Genomic DNA, 16,772 nt, shown 5'->3' on the forward strand with positions numbered 1-16,772 from the left:
GCCGCTCGACAACTGTCACAGGAACGAGCGGCATGGCGAATCCTCCGCGCGGACGCTGCGCGGAGGCTTGTTCACGTCGGTCTCACTGTCGCCCCGCTGGTCGATCTGCATCCAGCGGACGTCGTCGACCTGGCCACTCCTCCGGAACGGCCCCGGCTGGGCCGTTGTCGGCGTACCAGGCGCAGTAGCCGGTGGCGTCCTGGAAGACGATGCCGTTGCTCCAGAGTTCCAGGTTGATGTCCGGGCCGCTGGAGGTGGTGCAGAAGTCACCGAGTGCTCCTCGGTCAAAGGCTCGGCCGTTGTATACCGCGTCGAAGGACATGTCCAGGCCGGCGCCCTTGACCGTCAAAGCGCGGTCGGTGATCACCGCGTTGCCGGTCGAGCGGTTTGACCAGCAGCTCCGTCCGACCCGAGATCGCGTAGCGGTCCATCGGGAACCACGACTGGGTTCCTCGGCGGGTCCCGTAGGTGGCACACGACTCCGGCGGGGAGCCTTCGGCACCGCGACTAACGGTCTGACTGGGACGCGGTCCGCCGCCACCCCGGCAGCGTGCGGTTCACCCGGGCCGGCGGTGTCCACGACACCGGCAGCGGAACGCCGCTCTGGCCGGTCTTCGGCGTGGCGGACACGGTCGCCGGCACAGCGACGACCAGTGCTGCGGCGGATCCGATTGCGATCGCGTGCAGCGTGAACCCTCCGGTTGACTGATCCCCGTCGGTACCTGGTCTCCACCCGACGCCGGGTCGTTCGGTTGTGACGAGAAAGCAGAAAGACTGCTACACCACCACCCGGCTCCGCAGAGCACTCCTCCACCTATCAGCACACCAGAGCAAACGGAGACATAACGGAGCCCAGTCGCGCTTAACGCCGAGGCGAAAATGCCGCCGAAAGACCTACATTCCCGCAGGTCGGCAGCGATGTCGATGTGGTGGGCCGGGTCGGGCTCGAACCGACGGCCAAGGGATTATGAGTCCCCTGCTCTAACCAACTGAGCTACCGGCCCCAACGGTGTCCCAGGACCTCCACGGGACCGTCACCGGCCCGCCAGCGGGTTTGCTAAAGCACAGAAGTCCCAGTTCGCTCCAAGTTATCACAGCGCTCACCAGCCGCGATCGTCCAGGCCGCGGCCTAGGCCGATCAGCTGGTTTCTTCCGCGGGGGCACGCTCACTCGTCCAGGTCGCAAGGACCAACGCCGAGTGCGGCGGGACGGTGATATCCACGCCTGCCTCTCCAGCCGCACCACGAGTGCTTCGGATCTGGTGGCTCGCGCTCGGGGACACTCAAACCACCCCGAGTCGCCGCAGCGCCGGACGCCACCGGTTACCGCCGGTCGCCAGCCCCAGCGCCACCAGGCCCGCGCAGTACTTGCTCACCGGCTGTTCCCGGATCCGCAGTTTCGCGAGCGCCTCGGTGACGCTGTTGCGCTCGGTCGCCGACTTCACCTCCAGCAGGACGAGGTCGCTCCCGGCGGCGAGGCTCCGCGGCCCGGCGCGCCAGACCAGCGACGTGTCGCAGGTGATCCGGGTGCGGCGGTCGGCGGTGACGAGGGTGCTCCGCCGGTAGTCCGTGATCAGCGCCGGGTGCAGCGGCCGGGGCGCGGGGCGGCCGTAGGCGGCGGTGAGGGCGTCGTCGAGGAACCTCAGCGCGGGCGCCGTCAGGCCGTGCGCCGACTCCGCCGGATACGGGCGGCGCACTTTCACCGTCTCGTCCCGGCGGCCGCTGACCTTCAGCTCGCAGTAGGTGTCGGCCGAGTCGGTGTAGGTGCGGGTGCGGATCTTCAACCGGCGCCGCCGGTCCTGCCGGTGCGCGCGGAAGATCGCCAGATCCGGGGTGTCGAAATAGGTCGACGAGTAGCCGAACACCCGTCGCCCGTCGATCTCCAGGCAGTACAGCGATGGGCCGATGGCCTGGGCGACGGCCAGGAAATCGTCGAGCCGCACCACGTACTTGCGGTCCGTCCGGCGCATCAGCCCGCTCGTGGCGACGACCTCGGTGAGCGACAGCGGCGGAAGTCCTTTGGCCACCGCGGCGACGGTGGCCGTTCCCCGCGCGCTCATCGGGTACCCGCCGGGTCGCCGTGCACGACCGGCGCGGCGTCCGGCCGGAACCGGACGTCGACGACGGTGACCTCGCGGACGTAGTCCACTTCGGACACGGTGTGCCGCACGACGGTCCCGCCCAGTCGTGCCCGCAGTTCCATCAGCATGGTCTGCTCGTCGGGATGGACGGTGTCGAGCACGACGGTCCGCCGTTGCGGGCCACGGGTACGGGACGGGTGGTCCGCGACGTACATGACGGCGAGCAACAGGACGTTGAAGACGGCGACGATCCGCCAGTCCGCGGACGGCAGCCCGTTCACCAAACCCAGCACCAGCGCGACGAAGTAGTACGCGACCTCCTGCTGGGTGATCGAGTCGGACCGCAGCCGGATGATGGACAGCACGCCGAACAGGCCGAGGCCGAGCGCGCTCGCGGTCGACACGGACAGGAGCACGGCGACCGAAACACAGACGCCGACGTTCAGCGCGAGGTAGGCGCAGGCGAGGTCACCGCGGTGGTGACGACGGGCGTAGATGCCGTAGGCGAGGATCACGGCGACGACGAGGTCGACGGCGAGATGAAGCAGTGTCGTGGTCATGGAAACCACTGTGCCGCCGGGAAAAGAGAGCACCGTGAGAGCCGGATGAGAACAGTCTCATCCGGACTCGCCCAGCCGGTATCCCATCCCCCGGACGGTTTCGATCCGCTCGGCACCGATCTTTCCGCGCAGATAGCGGATGTAGACGTCCACGACGTTCGAGCCGGGATCGAAGTCGAAGCCCCAGACACCGCCCAGCAACTGCTCGCGTGACAGCACCTGACCGCGATGGCGCAGCAACGTCTCCAGCAGGGCGAATTCCCTCGCGGTGAGGTCCTTCTCCGTTCCCGCCACCGAAACCTTCCGGGTGCGGAGGTCGAGAGTGAGGTCTCCGGCGCGCAGCACCGCCGCTTCGGCCTCCGGGTTCCCGCGCAGCCGCAACCGGATCCTCGCCAGGAGTTCCTCGAAGGCGAACGGTTTGGCCAGGTAGTCGTCCGCACCGCTGCCCCGCGGGGGCGACGACCGCCGGTCCGAGGTCGGGTGGCGCGGCGGCGGTGGCCGCGACCACGGCGAATGTGCCGGCGGCCGCCACCACGACGGTGGCGGCGCCGACCAGCAGGAGGATTCGGGCTCGCATGCGGTTCAGCGTGCCCGGTGCGGGTGAGTCGTCGATGAGGGCCGGATGAGAACTTTCTCATCCGGCGGGCTCACCGCCGGGCGTGCGGATACTCCGGCACCCGGTCCTGGAAGGCCAGGATGTCGGGATTGCGGATCGTGCCCTCGCTGATTTCGACGGCCCGGTCCAGCGTCGGGTCGCCTGCCCAGGCGGCCGGGCCGCCGAGCAGCTGTTCCAGATGCGGCAGCAGGGCGCCGCTGATCTCCCACGTCGCCGAGTCCCAGAGGTAGGACGGGCTGTGGTCGACGGCGTAGTAGGTGAGGCCGCCGACCTCGAAGGTCGGCTCCAGGAACGTCGTCGGCTTCGCCCAGCTGAACCCCATGCCCTCGTCGCAGGAAACGTCGACGACGAGGCTGCCGGGTTTGAACGCCCCGAGGTCCTCCTCGTCGAGGAACGTCAACGGCGCCTTCGGGTCCTGCAGGACACAGTTGACGACGATGTCGTGTCCGGCGAGGAAGTCCGCCAGCGGCACCCGGCCCTCCTCGGTGATCGCGTGACTGCGGCGAAGATCGGCCGGGCCCTTCAGATCGTGGTCGAGATGCACGATGTCCGCCGAATGGATCGGTGAGCCGACCGCCGTGACGCCGCGATGGGTGAGCACGTGCACGTCGTGGATTCCGTGCGCGTTCAGTGCCGTCACCGAACCCCGCGCTGTCGCCCCGAAGCCGATCACGACGGCACGCAGACGGCGGCCGTAGTCACCGGTCGAGCCGATCAGCTGAAGCGCGTGCAGCACCGAGCAATAGCCGGCCAGCTCGTTGTTCTTGTGGAATACGTGCAGCCCGAAAGAACCGTCACTCCGCCAGTGGTTCATCGCTTCGAAGGCGATCAACGTAAGCTTCTTGTCGATGGCCAGCTGAGTGAGCTTTCCGTCCTGGACGCAATGCGGCCAGCCCCACAGGATCTGACCGTTCCGCAGGTCTGCCAGATCCTCCGCGAGCGGTTTGGCCAGCAGGATGACGTCACATTCGGCGATCAGCCGTTCACGGGACCACAGGCCGGCGACGAGCGGCCTCAACTCTTCGTCGGAGATGCCGAATCGTTCGCCATACCCGTTTTCGAGGTGGATATTCCGCCGCAGCGCGGGGTCGATCCGCTCGAGGTGGCGTGGATGGATGGGAATTCGTCGCTCGTTTTCTTTGCGCGAGCGGGAAATGACGCCGAGAGTGAGCTGGTCCACGTGGGGCCCCTTAACTAGACCTCATTCTAGACATACGCGCTTGTCGCGACTTCAGGTCCGGCCCGTTCGCGCCCGCGCTCAGCTCATTCGAACGCCACCGCGTTCCGTGCCGCCCACTCGCCGAAGGTCCGCGCCCGCCGTCCGAGCACCCGCTCGACGGCCGGGTCGACCCGCTGCTCGTCCGCCGTCGGCGCGCCGAGGATGGCGAGCGTGGCGTCCACGACCACCGGCGGCATGAACCGCGACATCTCCGTCCTCGCTTCGTCTTCGGTCAGCTCGACGAACCGCACCGGCTCGCCCAGCGCCGCGCCGAGGGCCACCGTCTGCTGCCTCGGCGACACCGGCTCGGGACCGGTCAGCACGTAGGTCTTTCCCTCGTGCCCGGATTCCCGCAGGACGGCGGCCGCGACATCGGCGATGTCGAACGGGTCGATCACCGGCAACGCGACATCACCGAACGGCGCGGCGACGACGCGGTCCGCCCGGATCGACGGCGCCCACTGGAACGCGTTGGAAGCGAAGCCACCCGGCCGCAGCACCGTCCACTCGAGACCAGACTTCTCGATCGCCTCTTCGAACGACGGCGCGTGCCGCCCGCTGCCGACGCCTTGGGAGGACAGCAGCACGATCCGCCGCACACCGGATTCACGCGCCGCCGCGACGATGTCCGCGACATCGCCACCCGCGGCCATGAAATCCCCTGACGTCAGCACGAAAACGTGGTCCGCTCCGGCGAACGCCGGCCCCAGCCCGGCAGGTTCCGTGAGGTCGGCCCGCACCGGCCGCACGCCATCGGGGACGTCCGCCGCCGAGATCCGGCGGGCCACCGCCGTCACTTCTTCTCCCGCCGCGGCAAGGGTTTCCACCAGCCGTCGGCCCACGTTCCCGGTCGCTCCGGTCACCACGATCATGTTCGCTCCTTGGTCCGCGTGCTCTTGACGCGACCGAAGCTACCTTCGCGGGGATAGTAGGTACCTAGAGGAAAGTAATGGGAAATCCGGCCTTTCGTGACCGTGATCACAGCTTCTCGGGCCTTCACGGCCGCTTAGGGTCGGGCCCATGCCCGACACCGCACTAGGCCCGCTGCGCGTCCTCGATTTCTCCCGGGTGCTGGCCGGCCCGTTCGCCACCATGCTCCTCGCCGATTTCGGCGCGAAGGTGGTCAAGGTCGAGCGGCCGGGTACCGGCGACGACACCCGCAGCTGGGGGCCGCCCTACGACGCGGCCGGCCAGGCGACCTACTTCCAGTCGGTGAACCGCAACAAGACGAGTGCGGCGCTGGACCTCGGCGATCCGGCTGACCTCGCGAAGGCCCGGGCGCTGGCGCTGGCGGCCGACGTCGTGGTCGAGAACTTCCGGCCCGGCGTGATGGACCGGCTCGGTCTCGGCCCGGACGCGCTCCGCGCCGCCAACCCCCGGCTGGTCTATTGCTCGATCACCGGGTTCGGTTCCGGCGGCGGTGCCGCGCTGCCGGGGTACGACCTGCTGATCCAGGCCGTCGGCGGGCTGATGAGCATCACCGGTGACCCGGACGGCGAACCGCAGAAGGCCGGGGTCGCGCTGGTCGACGTGCTGGCCGGACTGTTCGCGAGTGTCGGGATCCTCGCCGCCCTCCGCCACCGCGACCGGACTGGCGAGGGGCAGCGCGTCGAGATCGACCTGCTGTCCAGCCTGCTCGCCGCGCTGGTCAACCAGGGCAGCGCGTACACCTCGGGTGGCACGGTCCCGGCTCGGATGGGCAACCGGCATCCGAGCATCGCGCCGTACGAGCTCCTCCCCTGCGCCGATCACGAGATCGCCCTCGCCGTCGGCAACGACCGCCAGTTCGCCACGTTGTGCGAGGTCATCGGCCTGCCGGAGCTGGCGGGACAGGTCAGGTTCGCGACCAATCCGGCCCGCGTCGAGCACCGCGCCGAACTCCGCACGCTGCTCGTAGAGCACCTGAGCCGCCGCACGGCCGCCGAGTGGGCCGCGGAGCTGAGCGCGGCCGGGGTACCCGCCGGAGAAGTCAACGACGTCGCGGGCGCGTTCGCCCTCGCGGAGCGGCTAGGCCTGAACCCGACGGTCGATCTCCCCCGGCCCGACGGCACGTCGGTGCGGCTGACCCGTAATCCGATCGGGCTGTCGGCGACGCCGCCCCGGTACGAGACGGCACCGCCGGAGGACCCCGGACAGCTCACCCTCCCCTTGCCCGGCTGGGACTGACGCGCGACGGTCAGCGGATCGTCAGCGCTTCGTCAACGACGGCCGCGAAGCTCCCGGTCATGACGAACAAGACAGTCCTCATTTCCGGTGCTAGCATCGCCGGGCCGTCGCTCGCCTTCTGGCTTTCCCGTCAGGGCTACGCGGTCACCGTCGTCGAACGGTCGGCGGCGCCGCGCACCGGCGGCCAAGCGGTCGATTTCAAGGGCGCCACGCACCGGGCCGTGCTGGGCCGGATGGGGATCCTCGACGAGGTCCACCGTCGCCAGACCGGCGGCCACGACCAGACCATCATCGACGCCGAGGAACGACCGCTCGCCGTCATTCCCGGCGAGTTCACCGGCGGCGACGTCGAGATCCGGCGCGGCGATCTGGCCGAGATCCTTCACGAACGGACCGCTCAGGACTGCGAGTACGTCTTCGGCGACTCCGTCACTTCGCTCACCGAGACCTCCGACGGGGTCGACGTCACCTTCCGGCGGGGCGCCCCGAGGCGGTTCGATCTCGTTTTCGGCGCGGACGGCATCCACTCGGCCGTGCGCCGTCTGTCGTTCGGCCCCGAAGCCGATTATGTGCGGCATCTCGGGCACTACTACGCCTTGGTCGAAACCGGCGAGCAGGACGACTTCCGCGGCGCGGGCGGCGTTTCCCTCATGTACAACGAACCCGGCCGCATGGCCGCCACCGGCGGGCCCAAGGCTTCCGCGTTCTTCGTGTTCGCCTCCCCCGAACTCACCTACGACCGTTACGACATGGCTCAGCAGAAGGAGATCCTCGTCACCAGGTTCGACGGCGGGGGCTGGCGGCTGCCCGAACTGATGGCGGCGGTGAAGCGGTCGGACGAGGTCTACCTGGACTCGATCAGCCGGGTCACGATGGAGCACTACACCCGCGGCCGGGTCGCGCTCGTCGGCGATTCGGCCTACGGCAACACTTTGGCCGGTTTCGGCAGCGGCCTCGCCGTCGTGGGCGCGTACGTCCTCGCGGGTGAACTCGCCGCGGCGAACGGGAACCACGAGGTCGCCTTCCGCCGGTACGACGAGAAACTCCACGGCTACGCGAAGGTCGCCCGCGGCGCCAACGCCGGACCGTTCCTCGCGCCGTCGACGAAACTGCGGATCAGCCTGCGCAACCAGATCTTCCGCCGCCGGTCCCTCCTGCGGGGGATGCTGTGGGTGACCGGCAAGTTCGCCACCGACATCGTCCTCGACGACTATCCCGCGCTCGTCGGGCTGGGCTGACTCACCGCGGCGACCTGACGGAGGGGCTCCCTTCACCCGACGTCCGGGTGCGCGATCCGGTCCGCCGTGTTCGGCTGGTCACCGGGACATCGGGTTTCCCGCGTGACGTTTCCGGGGAAGCCGTGTCCAACGGATGTCACCGGACGTGGGTGGCGTGAAGGGAGCTTCGGCATGGCGGCACTGCACAGGTGCGCTGGATGACGACGTCGGCGAGAGAGAACGCGACCGCGCCCGCCGCCGGCGAGACGGGGCTGGACGACGCGACACTGGTCGCGCGGGCCCGCGACGGCGAGATCCGCGCGTACGAGCAGCTGGTCCTGCGGTTCCAGGGGTCCATGTACCGGCTGGCGCTGCGGATGCTGGGGAACAAGGGCGACGCCGAAGACGTCGTCCAGGAGGTGTTCCTCGTCGCTTGGAAACGGCTCGACCAGCTCCAGGAGAACGCGGCGTTCGTCGGCTGGCTCTACCGGATGACGACCAACCGGTGCCTGAACGTCATCCGCGCCAGGAAACCGGTGGCCGACGTCGAACTGGACCAGCAGGAGTCCGCCGGTTCCGCCGGGCGGCCGGACCGCGCCGCGGAGACGAGCGCGCAACTGGCGGCCTTGACCGGGGCGCTGGACCAGCTGACCGCCGAGCAACGGGCCTGTTGGCTGTTGCGGGAGGTCCACGGCCGGTCCTACGACGAGATCGCGAAAGCGATCGGGGCGACCACCACGGCGGTGCGCGGACGCATCGCACGAGCACGAGCACAGTTGGCGGAGGTGATGGCGCCATGGCGATGAACCACGCGACTCAGGACTACCTTCTGCCGTGCGGGCGCGATGTGGAACAGGTCTGGGAACGGCTCGACGAGGTCGACGCCGGCCGGGCGGACGCCCACGAACTCGACTGCCCGCATTGCCGGGCGACCCGCGAAAGCCTCCGGGTACTGCGCGGGCTGACCCACGAGCTCGCCGAGGACGACACCGAGCCGTCGCCCGATCTCGTCGGCCGGATCATGTCCGCGGTCCGCGCCGAGGTACGGCGCCGGGAACTGGTCCCGCTGACCAGCCCCGAACCGGGTGAGGTCCAGGTGAGCGACCAGGCCGTCGCCGCGGTGCTGCGGTTCGCCGCCGACACCGTCGACGGCGTCCGCGCCCGGCGCTGCCGGGTCCGGCGATCGGCGGAAGACCCCTCGGACGCGCCGGGCGTGGACGTGGAACTGAGCCTCGCGATCGCGCACGATTTCGACGGTGCCGCCTTGGACCTCGTCCGGGAACGGGTCACCGCGGCCGCCGGCGCCCGCGTCGGTATCCGGCTCGCCCGGCTGGATCTGGTGGTGGAGGACATCTATGACGCGTGAGCAGCCGACGGCCCCGGCCGGGCAGCTGGTCGAAACGGTGATCACCCCGCCGGTGATCGCGGCGGTCGCCGCGCACGCCGCGGCGAAGGTCCCCGGGGTGGCCCGCCTGGAACCCGGCCTGCGCGGGCTCGCCGGTTCGCTGACCCGGATCGCCAGGCAGCGGATCAAGGGGCTGGACCCGGCGCCGACCGAAGGGGTCCGCGCGTTCGTCGACCACGATCCGCCGGACGTGCGGGTGGAGATCGACCTCTCGGTCACCGGGCTGGACCAAACCGCCGCGACCGCGCAGGCGGTACAGCGCGCGGTCAGCCGCGCCGTCACCGAGGCGACGGGGCTCACCCCCTCCGCCGTCTCGGTGACCGTTCTGGACATCGAAATCCGTGGAGGACTCTTGTGACCGCCCGTGCCGAACTGACCGCGTCGCTGCTCAGCGCGCTCCGCGACATACCGGGACTGCGCGCGGCGACGCCGTCCACCACGGCCGTCGCGGCGAATCTGCCGTGGGACATCGACGTGATGGCCGTCGACATCTCCGAGAACGTCGTCGAGATCCGCGTCGTCGCGCTGAGCGTGCCGATCCCGCCGCTGACCGAGACCGCCGGCGCCGTCCTGCGCGCCGTCATGGCCGGAACCGCTTGGGAGAACGCGAGTCTGCGGCTCGTGGTGACCGATGTGGACGCCGCCGCGCTGACCCACTGACACATGACGATCGCGGTGGCCGCGCCCGAGGGCGTGGCCACCGCGATCGGTGGGGGTCAGTTCTTGTTGGTACCGGGGGTGAGCACCTTGTCGATGACGAAGACGGTGGCGTTCTTGGTGGGGATGTTGCCACACAGCACCTTGGCGCCGTTGACGGTCATGTTCTCGCCGGAACCTTCGATCTTGACCGGCCCACCCGCGGTGTTCAGGCTCTCCACCGATTTGGCGGACTCCAGGCCCTTGGCGTCGTAACGCTTGCCGACGACGTGGTACTGCAGGATCGGGGCCAGCTGGTCCGGCTTGCCCGCCAGCTCGGCGAACTTCGCGTCACCGAGGGCCTGGAAGGCCGGGTCGGCGGGCGCGAACACGGTGATGGCCTGCTGGCTGTTGAGGGTGTCGACCAGGTTGGTGGCCTTGACCGCGGCGACCAGCTTGGTCAGCAGCGGGTTGGTCGAGGCGGCGCTGGCGACCGGCTGCGGGCCCATCGAGTCCAGCGAACCGGGCTCGCTGCCCTGCGGCAGCTTCGAACACGCCGGGCCGAACACGTCGGCGTTGGTGGTGACCCCGTCACCGGAAGCGGCGCTCGACATCGGGGCCGACATCGACGAGGACGGGGCGGGCGCGGGGGCACTGCTGGAGCTGCCGGACGAAGCGCTGTCGTTGCTGCTGCAGGCGGCCAGGGCCAGCGCGGTGACCGCGGTGAAACCGATTCCTGCGACGCGAAGCTTGCTCACGGAAAATCACTCCATTTGTTTTTTTCGGGCTCTTACTTGGTATTCGGATCTGTCCCTGGATCGGATTGCCCCTCTTTCGAGTGACGCCGATCACCGGGCGGTGAAACTGATGGTGTGCCAGCCCGTCGCCCCGTCAGGGACCGTTCCGGCACGGGCGTCGGTCTGCGTGTAGCCGGATTTGTCCCTCGCGCGGACGACGGCCTGATGACTGCCCGCGGGGAGGTCGAATTCGGTCCACCACATGCGCCAGGTGTTGCGGCCCACCTCACGGGAAAGCGTTGCGGGCTGCCAGGTTCCGGAGCCGACGCGGACTTCGACGCGGTCGATACCGGTGGGCTGTGCCCACGCGACACCCGAAATACGGACCTTGCCGGCGGATACCGTTTCGAATCCTTTCGGACTGTCGATCCTGGACTGCGTTTTGATCGGGGCCTGTTCGCCCCAGCCGCGGTCGAGCCAGTAGGCCCGGCGCGCTTTCCAGGTCGTGATCTCGAGGTCTTTGACCCATTTCGTCGCCGATACGTAGCCGTAGAGTCCCGGGATGACCAGGCGGGCGGGGAAACCGTGCTCGACCGGCAGCGGTTCCCCGTTCATCCCGATCGCCAGCATCGCGCCCCGCTCCGGATCGAGCGCGGCGGCGACCGGACTGCCGGAGGTCCAGCCGTCGACACTGGTGGAGAAGACCTGCTCGGCACCGGGAAGGATCCCGGCCTCGCGCAACAGCTCCCCGAGATCGACGCCGATGAAGTTCGCCGTGGACACATAGGACCCGCCGACTTCGTTGGACACGCACGTCATGGTGATCGTGCGTTCGATCAGCGGCCGGTCCCGGATGTCGGAATAGCTGTACCGCTTTTCGTCGGCCACCATGCCGTGCAGGCGGAGACTCCAGTCCTCGGTCCGGACCTGCGGCACGGACAGGGCCGTGTCCACGCGGTAGAAGTCGCGGTTCGGGGTGAGGAACGCCGGCGTGCCCAGTTTGGCGAAATCCGCGTCGGCCGGGATCGGCGGCGCCGCGCGGACCGGCACGAGCCGCCCGACGGCCGCCCGCGAAGACTCGGCGTCGCGGTTTCCGGCGAGGAGTTGCCCTCCCGCCCCTGCCGCACCCGCCGCGACCACCGCGCCCGCCCCGGCCAGCAGCACCGACCGGCGCGACGGGGAGGCCTCGCCGTCCGGCGCCTCTTCCACCGCGAGCACCCTCGCCATGGCCAGGCGGTGCAGCCACAAGAACACGCCCACCCCGGCGACCAGACTGGCCAGCGGCGCCAGCAGCGCGACCATGGCGAGGTCAGGCCGCTGAGAGACGGCGAATCCGCCCAGGAGACCGAACGCGGCGATCAGTACCAGCCCCGGAACGGGTGTCCGGCGTGAGGCGGCCCCCGCCGCCGCGGCGGCGAGCACCATCACCACGGCCATGCCGCCGAGCAGGACGAGCTTGTCGTAGACGCCGAAGGTGCGGACCGCGAAATCCTTCAGCTCCACCGGCGTCAGGTCGATCGCCCCGTTGCCGACCGCCAGGTACGGCGAGGCGTTGGCGCTGATAAAGCCGGCGACCAGATGCCCGGCCGCCAGTGCCGCGGCGAGAGCCACGACGCCGAGCGACGCCGCCCCGAACAGCGGGAGGCGTCGGTCCTGGCTCGCTCGCGAAGTCTTCATGTCAGGTATTCGCGGCCCAGCTGGTTACGGATTGGTTTTTATTGGAATACAAGGGAAAACGCGATTCCGCAGAACGTCTCGTGGAGTATTCGGAGCGGGCACGGACTCGGATAGGTCACGAAACGGACACGGCTCACAGTGACACCCAAGCGTCAACGTCCGTGAAGTCCTCCTTGAGGGACTCTGATTCCCCCACGAAGGCCTTCACGGCCCAGCCGGGGGCGACGGGGATGTCCTAACGCCGACCAGCCACCCGAGTTGCCCTGCTCACCCCGGCTTGCATGGTCATACACGCCTATGCATATACTTCCATCATGTCCAAGGTACTCACCTCTCTGCCTGTCGGCGAACGCGTCGGGATCGCCTTCTCCGGCGGCCTCGACACCTCGGTAGCGGTCGCGTGGATGCGCGAGAAGGGTGCAGTGCCGTGCACCTACACCGCTGACATCGGCCAGTACGACGAGCCCGACATCGCCTCGGTCCCCGGCCGGGCGAAGGCCTACGGCGCCGAAATCGCGCGTGCCGTCGACTGCAAGGCCGCACTGGTCGAGGAAGGGCTCGCGGCGCTGTCCTGCGGCGCGTTCCACATCCGCAACGGCGGTCGCACCTACTTCAACACCACCCCGCTCGGCCGCGCGGTCACCGGCACCCTGCTGGTCCGCGCGATGCTCGAGGACGACGTCCAGATCTGGGGTGACGGGTCCACCTTCAAGGGCAACGACATCGAGCGGTTCTACCGCTACGGCCTGCTCGCGAACCCGTCCCTGCGGATCTACAAGCCGTGGCTGGACGCCGCGTTCGTCAGCGAGCTCGGCGGCCGCAAGGAGATGTCCGAGTGGCTGCAGGCCCACGGGCTGCCGTACCGGGACAGCACCGAGAAGGCCTACTCCACCGACGCGAACATCTGGGGCGCGACGCACGAGGCCAAGTCGCTGGAGCACCTCGACACCGGCATCGAGATCGTGAACCCGATCATGGGCGTCCGGTTCTGGGACCCCGAGGTCGAGATCGCGCCGGAGGACGTCACGATCGGCTTTGAGCAGGGCCGCCCGGTGGCGATCAACGGCAAGGAGTTCGCCACCGCGGTCGACCTGGTCCTGGAGGCCAACGCCATCGGCGGGCGGCACGGACTCGGCATGTCCGACCAGATCGAGAACCGGATCATCGAGGCCAAGAGCCGCGGCATCTACGAGGCGCCGGGGATGGCGCTGCTGCACGCCGCGTACGAGCGGCTCGTCAACGCGATCCACAACGAGGACACCCTAGCCAGCTACCACAACGAGGGACGGCGGCTCGGCAGGCTCATGTACGAGGGCCGCTGGCTGGACCCGCAGGCGATGATGCTGCGCGAGTCGCTGCAGCGCTGGGTCGGCGCGGCCGTCACCGGCGAGGTCACCCTGCGGCTGCGGCGCGGCGAGGACTACTCCATCCTCGACACCGCCGGCCCCTTCTTCAGCTACCACCCGGACAAGCTGTCGATGGAGCGCACCGAGGACTCGGCGTTCGGCCCGGTCGACCGGATCGGCCAGCTCACCATGCGCAATCTCGACATCGCCGACTCACGCGCCAAGCTCGAGCAGTACGCCGAGCTCGGCATGGTCGGGGGCACGCACCCGACGCTGATCGGCGCCGCGCAGGCGGCGTCGACCGGGCTGATCGGGGCGATGGACGCGGGCGGCGCCGAGGCGATCGCCTCACGCGGCAAGGCTTCGGGCGACGACGAGCTGCTCGACCACGCGGCCATCGAATTCGGCACGGACTGACCCGGACCAACGGGACGCGAAAGCGCCGGGCGCGCGGCATCGAAGCCGTTCGCCCGGCGCTGTTCTGTCATCCGGTCGAGGACCGGGCCGGGATCACCGGCCGCCGATCTCGGCCCGCCTCCGCCCCAACTCGTCGACGAGCCGGGTGATCTCGACCTCGCCGATCGCTTCGGCCAGCACGGAGACCGCCGCGATGCTCTGGATCTGATACTGGACCGGCACGCCGCCGGAGGCCCGTGACCGCGCCTCGGCGTCCGCCTTCTTCTCCGCTTCGACAGAGGCGAAGACACCGCCGGCGCCGCCGTTGACACAACTGATCGAACCGGATCCGTTCAGCGGCAGGGTCGCCGTGTTCCGGCAGCTCCCCGCACCGCGGCCCTCGATGGTCACGTTCGCGGTCATGGTGGCGTTGACCTGGCCGGTGACCTTCCCGCCGCTGTTCGCCGACGCGGAGTTCGACACGTTGGCGGTCACCGTGCATCCCGAGGTGCCGCAGGCGACCGTGGCCGCGCCGTCCATGTCGAACCGCACGCCGGTGTCGACCGCACCGGAGAGCTTCTTGGTGTTCGACAACAGATCCTCGTAGACGGCGTCGGTCTCCTGCGGCGAAAGAGCGTCCACATCGGACTCGCCCATGCCCGTGCCGGAGGGGAGCTGAGGCCGCGATTCAGGGCCGGGCATCGTCGGCAGCTTAGGAAGGGAGGGCATGCCGCCGGGCACCTTCACCGAGTACCGGAGCAAACGATGTGGTGCCTCCTTCGAGACGTAGAGGTCGCCGGCGGGCGTGCTCGCCTTGATCGCCGGGACGTCGCGGACCGTCTCGTTCTGGTCGCCGTCGATCTCCCCGGCCCGCTCGAATGCCTCGCGCAACCGGGCGGCGAGTTTCTCCGGCGCTTCGAACTGCTGCAGCACCGGGCCGAACAGTGCTTCTTCGCCGGTGATCCAGCGGTCCTTGAGGTCTTCGGTCGCCGAGGGGTCGGCTTGCGAGCCGGGCAGCATGCCGTCGGGTGCCTTGAAGTAGACCTTGCCGCCGACGACGAGGATCTCGATGTTCCGGCCCTGAAAGGAGATCGTGCCGGACGTCTCGCCGAACGCCGTCGTCTTGACGTCGGTCTTGATCATCCCGCCGACCGCGGAGGTGCTGTTGCGGACCGCGGGCGCCGAAGCGAGTCCCGCGAGCGCCTGCTCGAAGGGCTCACGGCCCGCCTTCGAAGGCCACAACAGCCAGGTCACCAGCCCGGCGACGAGCACGACCACGACTCCGGCGATGCCACCGAACAGGAGCCACCGCCGGGGTTTCCGGGCGGGCGGCGCCGGGGCCGGTCGGGGGACCCAGCCCTGCGGCGGCCACTGCGCGCCTTCGGGTGGGAATGTGTGCTCCACGTCGCCTCCATCGCTGAATTCACCAGACGGCATCACGCTATGGAGGGATGATGAAAACTTGATGAAACGCCGGCCGGATCCTCGGCCGCGCCGGGCGGACGCGGCCGAGGACCGGGCTCACCCCTTGCGGGCGAACGAGATCCGGTGCAGTCCGCCGGGCGTCTCGTCGGCCAGGTACAGCTCGCCGTTCTGGTCGGTGCCGAACGTGGTGGCGTCGAGCGGGAACTCGCCGATCCGGGCGCTTTCGTAGCTCCCGTCGGCCTTCTTGCGCACCGCCCAGGCCGTGCCCTGGCAGAAGTCGGTGGCGAGGTAGGTCCCGCCTGCCAGCGAGGCGTATTTCCTGCCGCGATAGACGTACCCGCCGATCACCGCGCAGCCTTCGGCGCCGGAGATGTAGTGGAAGACCGGATCGGTGTAGGCCACGCCGTCCTTGCACCGCGTCTGGTCGAACACGACCGGGCCTTCCTTGCAGGACCAGCCGAAGTTCGCACCGCCCTTGCCCGCGGCGAGATGGTCGACCTCTTCGAACCTGCCCTGGCCGACGTCACCGATCCACAGCGAGCCGTCTGCCGGGTCGAAGGAGAACCGCCACGGATTACGCAGCCCGTATGACCAGATCTCCGGCCGCGCGCCGACCACGCCGACGAACGGGTTGCTTGCCGGGACGCAGTACCGCAGCGGACGGCACGCGCGGTTGACGTCGATGCGCAGGATCTTGCCGAGCAGCGTGTCCAGCCGCTGCCCGCTGGCCAGCGGATCCGCCGCGCCGCCGCCGTCGCCGATCCCCCAGTACAGGTACCCGTCCGGGCCGAACGCCAGCTGACCGCCGTTGTGGTTGGGGAATTCCGAATGCGGCTGGGTCAGCAGCTCGGTGAGTTCGCCGGTGTCCAGCCGGACGCGCCCCAGCGTCACCGCGCTGTCGGATTTGCGGGTGTAGGCGACGTAGACCCGCTTGTCCTTGGCGACGGCCAGCCCGAGCAACCCGCGTTCGACGTCCGCGCCGTTCACCTTGTCGCTGATGTCCAGGACCGGTTTGGCGGCGAGCCCGGTCCTGGGATGGTAGGCCCGGACTACGCCTCTCTTCTCCACCACGAGGATCCGGCCGCTCCCGTCGTTGAGCGCCGTGATCGCGGTCGGATTCACCAGCCCGGACGCGACCTGGGTCGCCGTGGCGGTCAGCTCGGTGAGCGGAACACCCCGCGCAGCCTGGGGTTCCGCGCTGCTCGCGGTCGGGAGGAGTGCTCCGGCCAAGGCGAGCCCGGCCACCAGGGACAACCCCCGGCGAAGGTGCCGTCGCGTCATGTGGACTCCAA

Annotated in this window: 16 protein-coding genes, 1 tRNA gene and 1 pseudogene; 7 read left to right on the forward strand and 11 right to left on the reverse strand. The window is 69.3% G+C overall.

Features of this window, described 5'->3' with window-relative positions; genetic code table 11:
• Nucleotides 1–82: 82 nt before the first annotated feature.
• From AVL48_RS39035 to AVL48_RS13695, 7 genes and pseudogenes are all read right to left on the reverse strand, one after another.
• Nucleotides 83–367, reverse strand: a complete 285-nt coding sequence (locus AVL48_RS39035; RefSeq protein WP_061982815.1) for a hypothetical protein — start codon at nt 365–367, stop codon at nt 83–85.
• Between the two features lie 560 nt (nt 368–927).
• Nucleotides 928–1,004: transfer RNA gene (locus tag AVL48_RS13670), tRNA-Ile, on the reverse strand.
• A gap of 278 nt (nt 1,005–1,282) precedes the next feature.
• Nucleotides 1,283–2,059 (reverse strand): polyphosphate polymerase domain-containing protein, encoded by a 777-nt coding sequence (locus tag AVL48_RS13675; RefSeq protein WP_061982814.1) that lies wholly within the window; start codon nt 2,057–2,059, stop codon nt 1,283–1,285.
• Nucleotides 2,056–2,640: a DUF4956 domain-containing protein gene (locus AVL48_RS13680; RefSeq protein ID WP_061982813.1), complete on the reverse strand. Its 585-nt coding sequence runs from the start codon at nt 2,638–2,640 to the stop codon at nt 2,056–2,058. Before AVL48_RS13680 ends, AVL48_RS13675 begins: the two co-directional genes overlap by 4 nt.
• A 57-nt stretch (nt 2,641–2,697) precedes the next feature.
• Nucleotides 2,698–3,081, reverse strand: a pseudogene (locus tag AVL48_RS13685) (winged helix-turn-helix domain-containing protein); the annotation flags it as partial.
• A 206-nt stretch (nt 3,082–3,287) separates the two neighbouring features.
• A complete protein-coding gene (locus tag AVL48_RS13690; protein ID WP_061982812.1) occupies nt 3,288–4,436 on the reverse strand; it encodes a N(5)-(carboxyethyl)ornithine synthase in 1,149 nt (382 codons plus the stop codon).
• An 83-nt stretch (nt 4,437–4,519) separates the two neighbouring features.
• Nucleotides 4,520–5,347, reverse strand: coding sequence for an NAD(P)H-binding protein (locus AVL48_RS13695; protein ID WP_061982811.1), 828 nt, complete (start codon nt 5,345–5,347; stop codon nt 4,520–4,522).
• Between the two features lie 148 nt (nt 5,348–5,495).
• Here AVL48_RS13695 and AVL48_RS13700 point away from each other — a divergent pair, with 148 nt between their 5' ends.
• The 6 genes from AVL48_RS13700 to AVL48_RS13725 all read left to right on the forward strand — a co-directional run bounded on the left by AVL48_RS13700 (nt 5,496) and on the right by AVL48_RS13725 (nt 9,923).
• Nucleotides 5,496–6,641: a CaiB/BaiF CoA transferase family protein gene (locus AVL48_RS13700; RefSeq protein WP_061982810.1), complete on the forward strand. Its 1,146-nt coding sequence runs from the start codon at nt 5,496–5,498 to the stop codon at nt 6,639–6,641.
• Between the two features lie 59 nt (nt 6,642–6,700).
• Nucleotides 6,701–7,879 carry an FAD-dependent monooxygenase gene (locus AVL48_RS13705; protein ID WP_061982809.1) on the forward strand — a complete coding sequence of 393 codons (1,179 nt, stop codon included), beginning with the start codon at nt 6,701–6,703 and terminating at the stop codon, nt 7,877–7,879.
• 197 nt (nt 7,880–8,076) lie between these two features.
• Nucleotides 8,077–8,664 (forward strand): RNA polymerase sigma factor, encoded by a 588-nt coding sequence (locus AVL48_RS13710; RefSeq protein WP_061982898.1) that lies wholly within the window; start codon nt 8,077–8,079, stop codon nt 8,662–8,664.
• Complete coding sequence (locus AVL48_RS13715) at nt 8,655–9,224, forward strand: hypothetical protein (protein WP_061982808.1); 570 nt, start codon at nt 8,655–8,657, stop codon at nt 9,222–9,224. Before AVL48_RS13710 ends, AVL48_RS13715 begins: the two co-directional genes overlap by 10 nt.
• Complete coding sequence (locus AVL48_RS13720) at nt 9,214–9,621, forward strand: Asp23/Gls24 family envelope stress response protein (protein WP_061982807.1); 408 nt, start codon at nt 9,214–9,216, stop codon at nt 9,619–9,621. Before AVL48_RS13715 ends, AVL48_RS13720 begins: the two co-directional genes overlap by 11 nt.
• Nucleotides 9,618–9,923, forward strand: a complete 306-nt coding sequence (locus tag AVL48_RS13725; protein WP_061982806.1) for a hypothetical protein — start codon at nt 9,618–9,620, stop codon at nt 9,921–9,923. The genes AVL48_RS13720 and AVL48_RS13725 overlap by 4 nt, the downstream gene beginning before the upstream one ends.
• Before the next feature lie 56 nt (nt 9,924–9,979).
• Here the strand turns inward: AVL48_RS13725 and AVL48_RS13730 are convergent, their stop codons facing one another.
• Nucleotides 9,980–10,657, reverse strand: coding sequence for a fasciclin domain-containing protein (locus AVL48_RS13730; protein ID WP_061982805.1), 678 nt, complete (start codon nt 10,655–10,657; stop codon nt 9,980–9,982).
• Nucleotides 10,658–10,747: 90 nt separating this feature from the next.
• Nucleotides 10,748–12,313: a molybdopterin-dependent oxidoreductase gene (locus tag AVL48_RS13735; protein ID WP_061982804.1), complete on the reverse strand. Its 1,566-nt coding sequence runs from the start codon at nt 12,311–12,313 to the stop codon at nt 10,748–10,750.
• A gap of 314 nt (nt 12,314–12,627) precedes the next feature.
• Between AVL48_RS13735 and argG the strand changes: the two genes are divergently transcribed.
• The gene (gene argG, locus AVL48_RS13740; protein WP_061982803.1) at nt 12,628–14,076 is read left to right on the forward strand and encodes an argininosuccinate synthase; all 1,449 of its coding nucleotides are present in this window, start codon (nt 12,628–12,630) and stop codon (nt 14,074–14,076) included.
• 93 nt (nt 14,077–14,169) lie between these two features.
• On the opposite strand, the gene AVL48_RS13745 is transcribed toward argG, so the two are convergent.
• Complete coding sequence (locus AVL48_RS13745) at nt 14,170–15,459, reverse strand: SON protein (RefSeq protein ID WP_244162380.1); 1,290 nt, start codon at nt 15,457–15,459, stop codon at nt 14,170–14,172.
• A gap of 117 nt (nt 15,460–15,576) precedes the next feature.
• On the reverse strand, nt 15,577–16,761 hold the full coding sequence (locus AVL48_RS13750; protein WP_061982801.1) for a PQQ-dependent sugar dehydrogenase: 1,185 nt from the start codon (nt 16,759–16,761) through the stop codon (nt 15,577–15,579).
• Nucleotides 16,762–16,772 lie beyond the last annotated feature (11 nt).

Origin of the sequence: Amycolatopsis regifaucium, from assembly GCF_001613935.1 — a bacterium.
Taxonomy (GTDB): Bacteria; Actinomycetota; Actinomycetes; order Mycobacteriales; family Pseudonocardiaceae; genus Amycolatopsis; species Amycolatopsis regifaucium.